The organism is Salsuginibacillus kocurii DSM 18087 (genome assembly GCF_000377705.1).
In the GTDB taxonomy this organism is placed as follows: Bacteria; Bacillota; Bacilli; order Bacillales; family Marinococcaceae; genus Salsuginibacillus; species Salsuginibacillus kocurii.
In genome coordinates, this window is the sequence record NZ_KB898623.1 from 527,226 (window position 1) to 542,366 (window position 15,141).

Here is a 15,141-nt window from a genome sequence, read left to right on the forward strand (position 1 = left end):
ACTAAAGGTTTGAAGAAAGGGCGGCAACTGATGAAGACTTTTTACAAGGAACAATGGGAGCAATTTAAAAATAAATATTTAATGGCTTTCCTAGTAGCCATGATAGTTTCACTAGTGGCCGGTATTGGCGTTTATGCATTTCTTCTGGCTAATTCCGGGCTTCTTGAAATGGTTATGGGAGAACTAGAAGCTCAGTTTTCAGACCTCGGTGTGCAGTCAGACACCGGCCACCAAGAGTTGTTTTGGGTTATTTTATTAAATAACCTGCAAGTTTCCTTGCTCGTTGTACTGCTCGGTTTTATCCCCATTGTTGTTCTTCCTCTTCTAAGTCCAATAGCTACTGCAGGGTCAGTAAGTGTAGTTATGGCCTATGTACAAATTCACGGCGGCGAAAGCCCGCTCCCGCTTTTTGTTACTGGTATTCTTCCACACGGCATTATTGAAATGGTTGGCTTATTTTTAGCCAGTGCCGTAGGAATTGTCCTAAGTATCGATACAGCCAAAAAGCTGTTCACTGAAGCACGACGCGACATTCGTTTATCCGAGTCCATACACCAGGCCTTTAAAATGTATATCGGTGTGGTTGCTCCGCTTATTGTGCTAGCAGCTCTCATAGAAGGGTTTATTACACCTTTATTATTAACCTCATAGTCAGGTGTAATAAACTACTTCTTATACGACTCACGTTTAACCTCGCTATAAAGTTTTTTGGCCACTTGTTCGGACCACGATCCTTGATTTTCTTTGCGGTTTTTAAATTCTTCCAATAAGGCATCCCCAGAATAACCGTCTGCAATTAACGTCTCTAAAATAAAATTAAAAACGTCTTCTTGCTGAATCGCCATTTTCGCATCAAATAAAACTCCCAGCTCTTCCGATAATTCATGAATTTCTCGGACATGGCCAATCATTGTCGCCGGGTCATTATTTTCATCAGTAATGGTCACTTCCATTACGAAAGGCTCTTGGCTCTCGAGAAGAGTGTTAAACCGTTCTCTATACTTAGGCGAAATAACAGCATCAACCAGCCACCAGCCAGTTCCCTCTTCACGGTTGATAACAAGGCCTTCCTTATAGGAAATTGACTCATGAACAGGAGACTCATCCTTTAAAAATACTAATTCCAATCCTTTAAGTCGAAAGGTTTTCATCCTTGCCCCTCCTGTTTTCTTTCTCTCATTTAATCACACTTTTACCCATTAAGAAAAGGCTAGCCCATATTAGAATAGAACGTTCAAGCTGCCTGCCCCATTTTGTTAAAGCCCCCTACCTTTCACCACAGTGAGAAGGCAGAGGGCTCAAGTTTTCCCAATCTATATTAAGTTCTGTTTAGGAAGATGAATGTTCCTGATGTTTAGGCAGCTTTTTGTAAGCTTCTTTTAATCGCCGCACCCCTTCTTCGACATGACCTTTTGGACAAGCCACATTCATTCGGGCAAATCCACTGCCTTCTTTTCCAAATACGTGCCCTTCTCCTAACGCCAAACCAGCCTCTTCACGCAGCCATTTTTGTAAGGAAGTGCTCGTAAACCCAAGCTTGCGGAAGTCAATCCAAATTAAGTAGGTTCCTTCTGGCTCATGAACTGTCACTTCAGGCAGGTGGTTTTTTATTTCTTTCTTTACATAACTAATGTTTTCTTGGATATAAGCAAGAAGCTTCTCTAACCACGGCTCTCCTTTACGATAGGCAGCTTCACAAGAGGCGACTGCAAATGGACTGATGCCACCGACAAAATTTGATTTTAACTGAGCTTCATAAGACTTCTGTAAGGTAGAATCATCAAAAATGACATAGGACATCTGCAGCGCAGCCAAATTGAAAGTTTTGCTAGGAGCCATACAAGTGGCTAGATTTATACTATAGTCTCTTGCCACATTGGAAAATGGCAGGTGCTTCCCTTTAAAAATTAAGTCAGCATGAATCTCGTCGGATACTACAAATACTCCATATTTTTCACAGAGCTCTGCTAAACGTCTCTGTTCTTCTTCTGTCCATACCCGGCCGATTGGATTATGGGGACTACAAAGAATAAGCATTTTAGCTCCGTTCTTAAACTGTTCTTCCAAATGCTCAAAATTCATAGTGAAGCCTGAAGTCTCATCTGTCAGCGGATTTTCAAGAAGCTTGCGGTTATTTTCTTTGACAAGCGCAAAAAATGGATAATACACAGGTGTCTGAATAACAATGCCATCACCTTCATTTGTAAAAGTCTGTATCAAATGATGGATTGCCGGTACTACCCCAGGGGTAAAGACAATTTGTTGAGGGTTAATCGCATAATCAAAGCGTCGGTCCAGCCAAGACCGGATTTCTTCTTTTAACGAATCTGGAGGGAAATGGTAACCAAAGACACCGTGGTCCACGACCTCTTGCAGGGCATCTAGAATTTCCTGTGGCACTTTAAAGTCCATATCAGCTACCCACATAGCCCACAAGTCGTCAGACTCATAACGTTCTTGCAGCATATCCCATTTCATAGAATGCGTATGTTTTCGTTTAATCTCTTCATCAAAGTTCACGAAACGATCTCTCCTTTTCCAACTTCCGAATTCAAACTTTTCAATTCTCTCCTCATTCTACTGGACGATCAAAAAAGATGGAAGGTGGAACACTTATTTTACTTTCCCCCCTTGCCTTTTAATCGTCAGATCTTATCCTTGCTTTTAAGCTGCGCTGTGGATTAGAGGACCACGGTTTAGAGGAGCTCCTTAATGTAACCAACTCTTTCGATTTATACTCCTTCTCCATCTTTCTCCTCTATGTAAAGAAAACTTAGCAAAGCCAAGCCTACGGCGAAGGAGGAGCCTTAGTTGCACTTATACCGCTTCCTTCAACTATTTATTCATTCTTACGGTGCAAAAAATCGCCGTGGCATCACGGCGATTGTGAAAGCTTATGCAGCTGTTTTAAGTGTTGGCTTTTCTCTTTTAGGGAGAGGATACTTTTGAAACCATTCCCGCAAGTGGGGCTGAACGTAACGATCACCACCAAAACGGCCACTGTTATGCCCTCCAGCCATTAAGAAAATAGCAAGCAGAATTATAAGCGGATTGGTGGATACGGTGCCAGCAAACAAAAAGGCAAAGTTCATAACTGAACCAAAGAACGCTGCGTAAACAGTGAACATGCCTACTATCAATCCTAGCCCTACGAAGATTCTCCATAAGCTACCATAAAGCTGAATACACCTGACATTGGATCTGTTACTACACTCTCTTTTGGCAATATCTATAAGCACTTCCTATCTCTGTATATGTATTCTGTTCCAACGTTTCCTTTTGCTTTTTAACGTTACCATTCATTCAAAGTGCCACCATCTTAGAAGCTTAATATCACATCTAAAATCAACCAGCCTCCTGCCCCTATGGCCGCTGCAATCAGGGCTTCAACTACTTTTTCTTTACGAATCCGTTTTTCATTCATCCAATCAAGGAATAACCAGCCGACAAACATGGCAATCCCGAAAGAAATTGCTTGTATCATGAGCTCATCCCAATCTCTTTTTCTTTGATCTTACCAAGTAGTGATTAACACTGCAATAATTTGGTGAAACTACTTATGGACCGCTTCTCTATCATAATAAGCACCTGTATAAGCTTAGTCTGCCTCGATTAATAAAGAAACTTGGCAAAGCCAAGCCTACGGCATAGGCTGAGCCTTAGTTGCACGTATACTGTTTCTTTAACTAATTATACATTCTTACGGTGTGAAAAAACGAAGAAAAGGAGAACCCTTTATGGCTTTTCAATCAAACTCTAATTCGTCTAATAATCCAAGCCGTTCTCTTTTGTTCCGCCTTATATTAGTACTTACTCTCCTATTATCAACAGCCGCCTATGTAGCTACAAAATTGGAACCTGATACCTTCCCCCACTTTACTGACGGCTTATGGTGGTCAATTATAACTTTAACTACCGTCGGTTATGGAGACTATGTTCCAGAAGAAGGTATAACCCGTGTCGTGGCTGGGTTGCTTGTTATTGGAGGCTTCGGCTTTGTCACTGTTTTTGTATCTAATTTTGCTTCCACCATTATTACTGACAGAACGAAACGAGAACAAGGCACCAAACCATTTCACAAGGAGAATCATATGATTATTATTGGCTGGAATGCCCGTTCGAATAAAGCTATTAAACAGCTTACATCACTCTATCCTACTCTCAGAATTGTACTGATCGATAACCATTTAGAAGAACACCCGCTTCCTTCCGTTCCGCAATTAACGTTTATAAAAGGTGACCCCAGTTCACAGGAAACACTTAAAAATGCAAATACCACCCAGGCGAGTACAGTTCTTATCACTGCTGGGTCCGCTAGTGAAGATGAAACTACAATCGATGCGTTAAGTGTGATGACGTTATTAACAGTTAAAGCTGTTAACCCTTCGTTGTTTACTGTTGTGGAACTTTTAACTGAAGAATATGTTTCCCATGCAAATCATGCAGGCGCAGATGAGCTTATTTCTTCATCGAGCATTATGAGTACGATCATGGCCGATACTTCCCACCAGCATGGTACATCGGAACTCTTTGTTGAACTAATGACCCCAGGCCATAACGCCTTACAACTTCAGGCCATTCCGCAAGTTTGGGCAGGAGATTCGTTAGAACGCCTTAGCGAACGACTGTTTAAAGAAAACAAAAAAGTGATTGGCTATCAAAGAGAAAAGGTTAATTATTTTTCCCCTTCTCCGACCACCCCTATTTTCAGTGAAGATCGATTAATTGTTATTCAATTAGCTGAATCAGGGAGTTAAGGTCTTTTCTAAAGAACGAAGGACCTTCTCCCCTTCGCTGAGATCATCAGGGTCTACTTTCGCGTCGGGGTCTTCTGGGCTAGCGAATTGATTCATAAGAGCATTGTAATTATCTACCTCTTCATCCACTCCGTCCTCATAAGCATGGTTTAATACAAAGGGCTGTCCTAATTTCACCAATGCTTCTTTATCACTAACTTCTCCGGAGACCGCAAAAAATGGAATTCTTACAAAGTGGTACATCCCGTCGTCTTTTACCTTATAATCCAAATAACCGTGATCGTATTCCCAACCCCCTCCGACTTCAAAACCAAGCGGCTCACTTTGCTTTATCAGCTCTTTCATGGTTATCTCCATACCCACTAACTTTGATTGAAGTTCTTCCATGATTAAACCTCCTTTTGTTTAACGCCTAGCTTTCCCTCTGCCCCCTTCACCTATGCACTCTGCCACACCCCAATCAAATTGGATAAACTATTCCATTAAAAAGACAAGGCCCATCTTTACCGACGGAAACCTTGCCTTAGTGTTAACATAAACTTTTCAAAAATGTGGTGTTCTCCCTGCTAAAAATCTTCAAGAAGCCGAAGCTAAGACACCGGTGAGAAAAATAGTTTGAAGCGAAAGCCACCTTTACCCAAGTCGTTTAATAAAGCAGCCTACTCAGAACGAAGGCGCTGTTCAAGCTCTTCTTTTCTTGCTTCAAACCCTGGTTTACCTAAAAGAGCAAACATATTTTTCTTATATGCTTCAACTCCCGGCTGGTCGAATGGATTAACTCCTAATAAGTACCCGCTGACGGCACAGGCCTTTTCAAAAAAGTAAACAAGGTAGCCAAAGCTCTCTTCGGAAAGTTCAGGCAAGCGAATAACCATATTCGGCACGCCTCCGTCCGTATGAGCAAGCAATGTCCCTTCGAATGCTTTTTTATTAATGGTGTCTATGGTTTCGCCTGCTACGTAATTAAGGCCGTCCAAATCATCTTCTGTCTTAGGCAGCTTAACATCCTTTCCTGGTTCATCTACTTGAATGACCGTTTCCAACAGATGTCGTCGGCCTTCTTGTACATATTGGCCCATCGAATGAAGGTCGGTGGAAAAGTTTAAAGAAGCTGGAAAAATACCTTTATTATCTTTTCCTTCACTTTCTCCGAATAATTGTTTCCACCATTCAGAAAGGTGGTGAAGCTTTGGTTCATAATTGACAAGCAGTTCAATTTCTTTTCCTTTTTGGTGTAAAGCCGTCCGAACAGCCGCATAACGATATGCTGGGTTTTTCTTAAGATCTGGCTCGGACAATTCCTCTTTTGCCTTGGCAGCCCCTTTCATAAGGCCATCAATATCAAGGCCACTTGCTGCAATCGGCAGTAACCCAACCGCTGTTAACACGGAGTAACGACCGCCTACATCGTCTGGCACGACAAACGTTTCATATCCTTCTTCGTCAGCAAGGGTTTTGAGCGCGCCTTTTTCCCGGTCGGTTGTCGCGTAAATGCGCTTTGCCGCTTCTTCATTCCCATAAGTATTTTGCAACCATTCGCGAATAATACGAAAAGCAATTGCTGGTTCTGTCGTCGTTCCTGATTTAGAAATAACATTTACCGAAACATCTTTACCCTCTAGTGTTTCCAGCAAATCCTGAATATATGATGGGCTCATATGGTGGCCAAGGAAATATATTTCTGGTGCCTGTCTCTTCTCTTTACTCAACTGATTGCGAAAACTATGCGACAGTGCATCAATTACTGCTCGCGCTCCTAGATATGACCCACCTATACCAATGACAAGCAGAACATCTGATTGCTGCTTGATTCGTTCAGCAGCTTTATGAATGCGGGGATATTCTTCCCCCTGTATGGCTTCAGGCAAATCCAGCCATCCTAAAAAGTCAGAGCCTGCTCCCGTTTGGTTGTGTAACTGCTCATGGGCAAGAGAGATTGCTGGCTGCAGTTGCTCTAATTCTTGAGCAGAAACCCAGTTTAACGCATAACTCTCGTCTAATTGAACATGATAAGTCATGTTATGCCTCCTTTGTTAGATCTAGATTGAATAGCATTTCACATTCATTTACCGAACATGCAAAGATTCTTAAAGTATAAGAAATTATTGGAATAAAATCAAGAACTGGACCGCGATACGCAAAGCAGCGCTATATTTATGTAAAGGGTACGGCCTTAATCTTATGAAGTCGCTCCCTGGTCCATCCATCATTTAGTGAAGGGAGGTGAGAAGATGAATGGATTGCAACGCACATCACTCGTTCTCATCATCATAGGAGCCATAAACTGGGGGTTAATTGGCTTTTTCGGATTTGACCTTGTAGCTGCCCTTTTCGGTGGCCAAACAGCTGCTCTTTCCCGGGTCATTTACGCCCTTGTTGGTCTGGCTGGTCTTTATGCAATTACCTTATTGTTTAAACCTAGTGATGAATTTGAAAGAGACCCTGAGCCACAAACGTAAATATAAGCGGTGCTTCTGTTGCATGGGTTTCTGAAGATTAGAGCACCTTCCGTAAAAAAGACCCTGAGCAAATCTGTGCTCGGGGTCTTTTCACGCCTTTTATTTACGTGCACGCTTGTTCAAATCTGCTTGAATTTCATTAGATTGTTTTAACCAATCCTTCAGTTTGTCTTCAAGCGTGTTGAAGCCTTGATTTTGTTGTTGGTTTTTCTTTTGGCCACCTTGTTTTGGTGCGCCTCCGCCTCCGCTACGACGCTCTTTGCGCTCTGGAGCTTCTTGAGTAGCGCGGATTGATAGAGAAATTTTCCCTGAATCTTCTTCAATGGACTTCACTTTAACTTTCACTTCATCACCAACGGAAAGCTCGTCATTGATGTCTTGAACGTAGCCGTGAGCCACCTCCGAAATATGGACCAAACCTTGGTTGTTATCATCAAGCGCAACGAAAGCACCAAAAGGTTTTACACCGGTAACTTTTCCTTCTACAATGGTGCCTACTTCGTATTGTGTTACTGACATGCAAACATCCCCTAACTATTTATTAACTACGTTAGGGTAACATATTTTCGTTGATTTGACAACGCATATCCAAGGAATTAGCGCAATGACCCCCTTGCCCACTTGACAGAATACAAAGGATGTTGCAACTTAATACTATTACATTTTACTGATTTAAAGGAGAAGAATCGTGACTAATCAATCTGAACAGTGGACATCTAAAATTGGGTTTATCTTAGCAGCTGCCGGTTCTGCCATTGGATTGGGGGCCGTGTGGAAACTTCCTTACGTTGCCGGAACTAATGGCGGAGCGGCTTTTTTTCTAATTTTTATTTTATTAACGCTTACGTTAGGGGTTTCCTTGCTGCTCGCGGAATTTATTTTAGGAAGAAGCACAGGGAAAGATGCCATTCAGGCCTATAAAACAGCGGCTCCAGGGACGCCGTGGTACTTTGTCGGTCTCCTCGGTATTGCGGCCTCTTTCTTGCTGCTCTCTTTTTATAGTGTCGTGGGCGGCTGGATCGTGATTTATTTTGTTCGTAGTATTACTGGCCAGTTATCACCGCCGGACGGAAATTTTGAATTGTTGTTTGAATCTATTACTGCCAATCCATTAGAGGTAGGTTTGGCTCATCTGGCATTTATGGTAATGGCAGTCCTGGTTGTTCAAACTGGTATTCAAAAAGGAATTGAGCGAGCAAGTAAATGGCTCATGCCTGCACTCTTTATATTATTTATTATCATTGTAATTCGTTCAGTAACATTGGACGGAGCCATGGAAGGCGTAGCATTCTTTTTGCAGCCTGACTTTTCCGAAGTGACTGGAGAAACTTTTTTATTTGCCTTGGGTCAAGCCTTCTTTGCTTTAAGCCTGGGCGTCTCCGTAATGGTTACGTACAGCTCTTACGTCCCCAAACGTGAAAGCTTAACGCGTTCAGCAGGTTCTATAGTTGGCTTAAGCTTATTCATTGCCTTACTGTCAGGTCTTGCTATTTTTCCTGCTGTCTTTGCACTAGGTTTTGAACCAAGTGAAGGACCACCTCTCATTTTTATCGTTTTGCCGGCTGTATTTAATGAGCTTGCATTCGGAACTTTCTTTTTTGCATTATTTGCAGCTCTGCTTTTATTTGCAACGCTCACATCAGCTTTTTCATTGCTAGAGATACTGATTGCACCATTCACAAAAAAAGATCCGAGCAAACGTAAAAAAGTAGCTTGGACCTCAGGACTGCTTGTCTATTTGATGGGGATACCTTCTGCCCTTTCATTCGGTATTTTAAGCGATTGGCTGATCTTTGGAGACATATTTTTCAATCAAATGGACTATCTTGTAAGTAATATTCTACTTCCACTTGGAGCATTGCTTATTTCCTTATTTGTCCCATGGAAAATCAGCAAAAGTGTCTTAAGAGACGAACTGCTGCAAGGAAGTAATCTGGGGAGCGGATTTTTCTCAACTTGGCTCTTCATGCTGCGGTTTGTTACTCCGTTGGCCATTATTATCGTTTTCCTTTATGTACTGGGCTGGTTGCCTGGCATCGGGCCGACTATTTAAACTATTTTTTGCTAGTGAACTAAAATTACATCTTAGGAGATGGATTAAAACCTTAAAAAGGGGGAATACTTTTAGTAATTCCCCCTCTATATAGGCAGAGCCCCCAGGCTTTGTCTTTTTTAAATTGTGCATCTTTTTCAGGCCGTTTCATGACCAAAATCTTACTTACTTTCTGCTCGACGTAAATTGTTCAATTCGTTCAATCGCTAGCTTCAAGGACTCTAAAGAAGTTGCATAAGAACAACGAATATGACCTTCTCCTCCAGCTCCAAACACATCGCCTGGTACGACCGCTACTTTTTCCTCCAATAGCAATTGTTCGGCAAATTCATGCGCGTCACTGTTAAACTCTTCTACAGAGGGAAACGCATAAAATGCCCCACCTGGCATATGACAAGAAAGCCCAATGTCAGTAAAAGATTTCACAATATAGTTGCGTCGCTGCCGGTAACTGGCCACCATGCGTTCCAGGTCTTCCCTGCCATTTTTAAGGGCTTCCAGTGCTCCGTGCTGGGCTTGAGACGGAGCGCACATCATTGCGTATTGATGAATTTTAAGCATAGCGCTTACAATATCCTCAGGTCCGCAGACATAGCCAAGGCGCCAACCGGTCATGGCAAATGCTTTAGAAAATCCAGAAATGACAATCGTCCTTTCTTTCATTCCTTCTAATCGAGAAAAGGCATAGTGCTCCTCTTCATATGTTAATTCAGCATAAATTTCATCAGAAATGACGAGCAGGTCGTGGCGTTCAATCACATCAGCAATTTGGCGAAGCTCTTCTTTCGTCATAACAGCGCCAGTCGGATTGTTTGGAAAACAAAGCATCACTGCTTTTGTCCGGCTCGTAATTGCATTCTCAAGTTCTTCGGGGGTTAACTTAAAGGCATTTTCTTTTTTCGTGCCAATCGTTTTGCACACCCCTCCAGCTAGAGAAACGATCGGAGCATAAGAAACAAAGGTTGGTTCTACAACAATCACTTCTTCTCCAGGATCTACAATCGAGCGGATCGCTAAATCCAGCGCTTCACTCGCACCTACCGTTACTAGAATTTCCTCCATAGGGTCATAGGAAACGTGGAAACGCCCCTCCATATAACGGGCAATTTCTTCACGTAATTCAGGCAATCCAGCATTCGCTGTATAAGCGGTGTACCCTCTTTCCATGGACGCAATACTTGCTTCTCTTACGTTCCAGGGAGTAACAAAATCTGGTTCGCCAACGCCAAGAGAAATAACATCTTCCATCGTTGAAGCCAAATCAAAAAAGCGTCGAATGCCAGAAGGTTTAATACGTTGGACAGCTTGAGACAATCTTGATGTTTGTTTTACAGTCATGGTGAGAACACAATCCTTTGATCACCTTCACCCTTTTCAAATACCACACCATCATGCTTATATGTTTTTAATTGAAAATGAGTGGTGGTTGAAATGACAGGATCAAGTGTAGATAGCTTTTCTGACACAAAACGAGCAATCTCGGCCATCGTTTTGCCTTCAATTACGACAGAAAGATCATATGCACCAGACATTAAATACAAGGCACGCACTTCTGGAAAGCGATAAATACGCTCTGCTACTTCATCAAAACCTACTCCGCGCTGCGGCGTTACTTTGACATCAATCATTGCTGTTACGCCTTCCTGATCACTTACTTTACTCCAATCAATCACAGCAGTGTAATTAAGCAAGATTTTTTCATTTTCAAGGCTTACAATTTGTGCTTTGACTTCTTCTTCACTTTGATCTGTCATTTTAGCGATCGTTTCTATATCCGTTCTTGCATTTTCTTCTAAAATACGAAGAACTTCTAATTTTTTAGCATCCATTTAATCGGTGCTCCTTTCTCATTCCCTTTTCATAGGACAAGCTAACACTTTTCAGATATCGTCTATGTTATCATACGTAAGAGGATGGATGGTTGTTTGTTTTTTAAAATTCAGACGATACGTTGTAAAAGATTCGTTATAAAATAAGTCAATTCGATATCAAGGAGGCCCACAATGTCAACGATTGATAAAACAACTGGCCATGTACCTGATACCTCAACAGTGGCACTATTATTCATTGATTTTATAAATGACTTAGAATTTGTGGACGGGGAAAAGTTATATCCTCACGCCCTTGAAGCGGCAAAAAAGGCTGCTGCTTTAAAACAACAAGCAAAAGATCACAACATTCCCGTCATTTATGTGAATGATAATTACGGGCGCTGGCAAAGTAACTTTGAACAAATTATTCAGCACTGCCTGCAAAAAGAAATGCGCGGCAGTTCCATCGTCTCTTATTTAGAACCCGATAGAGAAGATTATTTTGTATTAAAGCCACAGTTTTCCGGTTTTTTCTTTACGCCGCTTGAACTCTTGCTCGAATACCTAGATGTAAAAACTTTAATCATAGCCGGGGTGGCTACCAATATGTGTGTCCAATTTACGGCAAACGATGCCTATATGCGTAAATATGATTTAATTATTCCAGAAGATTGTTCGGCATCGAATACGAACGAAGACCATAACTTTGCAATCCGCCACCTTCAAGACGTATTAAAAGCCGACACTACACCTCAGGCCGAATTGGACATGCCCCAGATCATTGAAAAAGCAATAGCCTATTATCAAAGCTGCAAATAAAATAGTAAAGCTAGTTTTCCATTTTGAACAGTATAAAAAAGCCCATTTCTCTTGTGAAATTAAAGGAAATGGGCTTTTTCTTTATCACTGCTTATTAAAATACGTCATGAAGACTTTTTTTATCTTGGCTGAGCCAATATTTCATCCATTTTTTCGCACCATTTAGATCGTGAAGCTTCGCCTGTCCGCACTGTTCTTCTGTAGCGGCTGGCACTTCCTCATAATCCAAAGCATACTCCATTGTTTTCTCTAAAATATCAATGATTTCTTTGACTTTTGGTTCGCCGTTCATGATGAGATAAAAACCAGTCTGGCAGCCCATTGGCGAAAGGTCAATTACTTCAAAATGCGGATAATCTTCTGTAAAACGGCGTATATTTAGAGCAAGTAAATGTTCGAGTGTATGAATAACCGGAGGCTGCATGGCTTGCTTATTCGGCTGGCCAAAACGGATATCAAATTTATTTACAACTCCATCAGTCCCTACTTTCTCTGTTCCTGCCTGGCGCACATAAGGTGCTTTGACGATGGTATGATCGAGTTCAAAGCTTTCAACTTGTGGCAAAAGGATCCCTCCTATAAATTAAGGATTATACTCCCTATGATACTACGAAACTTAAGTTGAGCCAAATCATGGCCTCTTACCTTCTGTCACGCTGTTTTCAAGCCACTCATCCAGCATTTCTGAAGCGCCGTGTATCTGGTCTGTCATAATACCATCTGCGTGTTTTTTCACTAGTCGCTTAATACGCTTTAAATCATTAACGGTCCAAACATGCACCGGACAGCCTATCGCATGCATACGGCGGACAAATTGAAAACGAATCAGTCGAAAATGAGGACAAACCACATCAGCTTGTACTTTTTTTATTCTTCGTTCCGGAAATAAGTCGCTAATATAAGCGGTGAAACGAAACTTATGTTGGAATAAGCTTTTTCCTAGCAATAAGCCAGTAGGAATAGACTCGTCGAGTTCTTTAATTTTTTCAATAACCGCATCATGGAAGGAGGACACAAGAACTTGTTGATTCAGGCCAAATTTGGAAATACAAGTTACCACATCTGCTTCGATTCCACGCTCTTTTAATTCCAGATTAATATGTACACGACCTTTAGCATAGTCCAGAAGCTCTTCTAACGTAGGCGGGGCCCAGCCCAGCTCTTCCGTTTCTTCAATAAAGGATTGGTAATCCAATTGACGAAGAGGAATACGCCGCCATTTGCGATTATGAAAACAGACCAATGTCCCGTCCCCTAATTGGCGTACATCCGTTTCAATTGAATCTGCTCCTCGCACCACCGCTTCCCGGAAAGCTTGCATAGTATTTTCTCTTGTCTGATTGGCCACGCCACGGTGAGCAATTAAAAGAGGACGTTGAAAAAATTGTGCCATCACATGCAACCCTCCTGACCTAGCCCTGATGTGATTTGTGTTTTGAAACGATTTGAGCAGCTTCGGCAAGTACACTGAGAATCTTGGTGCTTTCTTGAGAATCCATATATTTGGCTTTCACATAAGAACGACCTTCATTATTTACATAGTACTGTGCAGGCAGCCAGTTTAAAGCAAGGGCTAGTGTATCTAATTGACACTTTTCACATGTACAATCCATTTTTAAATCATCTAAGTGTTCATTTAAAGTATGCCTCGTCAATTCTTCCATTGCATTTACTAACATAATACCTCCCGTACTGTAATGATTGTAATTGCTGAGAATTCGCTTGGATTCACTTCTAATTATACACGAACGAACGCACTATTTTCGAATCCCTGCCTTCTGAACAACAACAGATGACACTGGCTGACACCAATGGAATTCATCTTTCATTCTTCTGATACCTTGGCTGCGACTTTTCATAGATTAAAACTTACGGTATACTATTTAGTGTAACGAAACATATTGTTCGTTACGGAAGGTGACATCGCTTATGAAGATTGAACAACGAAACTTACGTATTATGTGGTTTGCCAATTTCTTCATCGCAGCCAGTGCCACAATGGTGCTTCCATTTTTATCACTATACATTGAAACGTTCGGCAGCTACTCTGACGCTTATGTCCAAAGATGGTCGGGCTATGTGTTTGGCGTCACATTCTTGGTGGCTTTTTTATTTTCTCCTATCTGGGGAAGGTTTGGTGACCGCTTTGGCCGAAAAAAGATTTTAATTATTACCGGCTTCGGCGTCGCCGTCAGCCTCTTTCTCATGGGCTATGTCCAATCTGTCATGGGCCTCTTCATATTACGAATGTTTATGGGGATTGTAACAGGCTTTATTCCAACAGCTATTGCACTCATTTCTGCCCAAAGCAAAAAGGAAACCGCAGGGCGTACGCTTGGAACACTTCAAACCGGAACGGTGTCAGGAGGATTGATGGGGCCACTGTTAGGCGGTGTAGTGGCTGATACAGCTGGTTTTCAATTAACGTTTTTATTGACCTCGAGTGTTATTTTTTTGGCTACCTTTTTAGTCTTATTTGGAGTAAGAGAAGTCATTCATCATGAAGAAGGGGAAGACACTACGATCTACAGTCGCAAGGAAATCCTGCGCCATATTGTCACCCACCCTGTATTATTAATGGTTATGGTCGTTTCTTTAGTAATCCAAACCGCAAATTTCAGCGTACAGCCTTTACTGGCTTTATATGTTAATGATTTAAATAGCACAGAGAACATTGCATTTTTAGCGGGAATGGCGTTTTCTGTGACTGGCTTAGGTAATTTAATTGCTACCCAAAAATGGGGGGACATCGGAGATAAAGTCGGCCATGTACGTATTTTGTTATTGCTGCTTATTTTGTCAGCTGTCTTTTTTATTCCGCAAGCCTTTGTTACAGAGCTTTGGCAGTTAATCATACTCCGCTTTTTATTTGGGCTGCAGGTCGGCGGGCTGATTCCATGCATGACGGCCTATATCCGGCAAGTGTGCCCGGTAACTATGCAAGGTGAAGTCCTGGGCTACAACCAAAGTTTTCGTTTTTTAGGTAATGTGATTGGCCCAGTCAGCGGCGGTATGCTGGCAGGGATCATGGGAATATCCTCCGTATTTATTATATCTGGCTTATTATTTGCGGTCTGTGCTGGAGTTCTGTGGATTATCATGTCGAGAAATGAAACAGCTGTTTTGCCCTCTTCCTCTAAACATCATGCCTCTTAATGACTAGAAACAAATAGAAGCAAGAAGAGGCAGCTTATTCAAGCTAAGCCTTCTTGCTTCTTCTCTAAACAGGGACAGACAATCGC

Annotated in this window: 18 protein-coding genes; 6 read left to right on the plus strand and 12 right to left on the minus strand. The window is 41.8% G+C overall.

Annotation, left to right across the window (positions count from 1 at the left end; genetic code table 11):
• Positions 1-30: 30 nt before the first annotated feature.
• Entirely contained in the window at positions 31-651 is a 621-nt protein-coding gene (locus tag D469_RS0102595) for a stage II sporulation protein M (RefSeq protein WP_018921804.1), read from the plus strand.
• A 14-nt stretch (positions 652-665) separates the two neighbouring features.
• Here the strand turns inward: D469_RS0102595 and D469_RS0102600 are convergent, their stop codons facing one another.
• From D469_RS0102600 to D469_RS21925, 4 genes are all read right to left on the minus strand, one after another.
• On the minus strand, positions 666-1,151 hold the full coding sequence (locus tag D469_RS0102600; RefSeq protein WP_018921805.1) for a YwpF family protein: 486 nt from the start codon (positions 1,149-1,151) through the stop codon (positions 666-668).
• A gap of 178 nt (positions 1,152-1,329) precedes the next feature.
• Positions 1,330-2,520, minus strand: coding sequence for a MalY/PatB family protein (locus tag D469_RS0102605; RefSeq protein ID WP_018921806.1), 1,191 nt, complete (start codon positions 2,518-2,520; stop codon positions 1,330-1,332).
• A 374-nt stretch (positions 2,521-2,894) separates the two neighbouring features.
• A complete protein-coding gene (locus D469_RS21920) occupies positions 2,895-3,128 on the minus strand; it encodes a hypothetical protein (RefSeq protein WP_156816879.1) in 234 nt (77 codons plus the stop codon).
• A 191-nt stretch (positions 3,129-3,319) separates the two neighbouring features.
• Positions 3,320-3,484 (minus strand): hypothetical protein, encoded by a 165-nt coding sequence (locus D469_RS21925; RefSeq protein ID WP_018921808.1) that lies wholly within the window; start codon positions 3,482-3,484, stop codon positions 3,320-3,322.
• Between the two features lie 253 nt (positions 3,485-3,737).
• Between D469_RS21925 and D469_RS19435 the strand changes: the two genes are divergently transcribed.
• The gene (locus tag D469_RS19435; protein WP_018921809.1) at positions 3,738-4,757 is read left to right on the plus strand and encodes an ion channel; all 1,020 of its coding nucleotides are present in this window, start codon (positions 3,738-3,740) and stop codon (positions 4,755-4,757) included.
• Here the strand turns inward: D469_RS19435 and D469_RS0102625 are convergent.
• Together D469_RS0102625 and D469_RS0102630 are read right to left on the minus strand one after the other, a co-directional pair.
• On the minus strand, positions 4,746-5,144 hold the full coding sequence (locus tag D469_RS0102625; RefSeq protein ID WP_018921810.1) for a YugN family protein: 399 nt from the start codon (positions 5,142-5,144) through the stop codon (positions 4,746-4,748). The two genes, D469_RS19435 and D469_RS0102625, sit on opposite strands and share 12 nt — an antisense overlap.
• A 272-nt stretch (positions 5,145-5,416) precedes the next feature.
• The gene (locus D469_RS0102630; RefSeq protein ID WP_018921811.1) at positions 5,417-6,775 is read right to left on the minus strand and encodes a glucose-6-phosphate isomerase; all 1,359 of its coding nucleotides are present in this window, start codon (positions 6,773-6,775) and stop codon (positions 5,417-5,419) included.
• Between the two features lie 213 nt (positions 6,776-6,988).
• Between D469_RS0102630 and D469_RS0102635 the strand changes: the two genes are divergently transcribed.
• On the plus strand, positions 6,989-7,216 hold the full coding sequence (locus D469_RS0102635; RefSeq protein WP_018921812.1) for a DUF378 domain-containing protein: 228 nt from the start codon (positions 6,989-6,991) through the stop codon (positions 7,214-7,216).
• A gap of 99 nt (positions 7,217-7,315) precedes the next feature.
• Here D469_RS0102635 and yugI read toward each other — a convergent pair whose 3' ends face one another.
• Complete coding sequence (gene yugI / locus D469_RS0102640; RefSeq protein ID WP_018921813.1) at positions 7,316-7,735, minus strand: S1 domain-containing post-transcriptional regulator GSP13; 420 nt, start codon at positions 7,733-7,735, stop codon at positions 7,316-7,318.
• Positions 7,736-7,904: 169 nt separating this feature from the next.
• On the opposite strand from yugI, the gene D469_RS0102645 reads away from it, so the two are divergent.
• Positions 7,905-9,269, plus strand: a complete 1,365-nt coding sequence (locus D469_RS0102645) for a sodium-dependent transporter (protein WP_018921814.1) — start codon at positions 7,905-7,907, stop codon at positions 9,267-9,269.
• Between the two features lie 165 nt (positions 9,270-9,434).
• On the opposite strand, the gene D469_RS0102650 is transcribed toward D469_RS0102645, so the two are convergent.
• Both D469_RS0102650 and D469_RS0102655 read right to left on the minus strand, forming a co-directional pair.
• Positions 9,435-10,607 (minus strand): aminotransferase, encoded by a 1,173-nt coding sequence (locus tag D469_RS0102650; protein ID WP_018921815.1) that lies wholly within the window; start codon positions 10,605-10,607, stop codon positions 9,435-9,437.
• Positions 10,604-11,098 (minus strand): Lrp/AsnC family transcriptional regulator, encoded by a 495-nt coding sequence (locus D469_RS0102655; RefSeq protein WP_018921816.1) that lies wholly within the window; start codon positions 11,096-11,098, stop codon positions 10,604-10,606. Before D469_RS0102655 ends, D469_RS0102650 begins: the two co-directional genes overlap by 4 nt.
• A gap of 174 nt (positions 11,099-11,272) precedes the next feature.
• Here D469_RS0102655 and D469_RS0102660 point away from each other — a divergent pair, with 174 nt between their 5' ends.
• Entirely contained in the window at positions 11,273-11,899 is a 627-nt protein-coding gene (locus tag D469_RS0102660) for a cysteine hydrolase family protein (RefSeq protein WP_018921817.1), read from the plus strand.
• A gap of 94 nt (positions 11,900-11,993) precedes the next feature.
• Here D469_RS0102660 and D469_RS0102665 read toward each other — a convergent pair whose 3' ends face one another.
• The 3 genes from D469_RS0102665 to D469_RS0102675 all read right to left on the minus strand — a co-directional run bounded on the left by D469_RS0102665 (position 11,994) and on the right by D469_RS0102675 (position 13,578).
• On the minus strand, positions 11,994-12,464 hold the full coding sequence (locus D469_RS0102665; RefSeq protein ID WP_018921818.1) for an S-ribosylhomocysteine lyase: 471 nt from the start codon (positions 12,462-12,464) through the stop codon (positions 11,994-11,996).
• Positions 12,465-12,530: 66 nt separating this feature from the next.
• Positions 12,531-13,292 (minus strand): glycerophosphodiester phosphodiesterase, encoded by a 762-nt coding sequence (locus D469_RS19440; RefSeq protein WP_018921819.1) that lies wholly within the window; start codon positions 13,290-13,292, stop codon positions 12,531-12,533.
• A 19-nt stretch (positions 13,293-13,311) separates the two neighbouring features.
• Positions 13,312-13,578, minus strand: a complete 267-nt coding sequence (locus D469_RS0102675) for a late competence development ComFB family protein (RefSeq protein ID WP_018921820.1) — start codon at positions 13,576-13,578, stop codon at positions 13,312-13,314.
• Positions 13,579-13,828: 250 nt separating this feature from the next.
• On the opposite strand from D469_RS0102675, the gene D469_RS0102680 reads away from it, so the two are divergent.
• Complete coding sequence (locus tag D469_RS0102680; RefSeq protein ID WP_018921821.1) at positions 13,829-15,055, plus strand: MFS transporter; 1,227 nt, start codon at positions 13,829-13,831, stop codon at positions 15,053-15,055.
• The last annotated feature ends 86 nt before the right edge of the window (positions 15,056-15,141 follow it).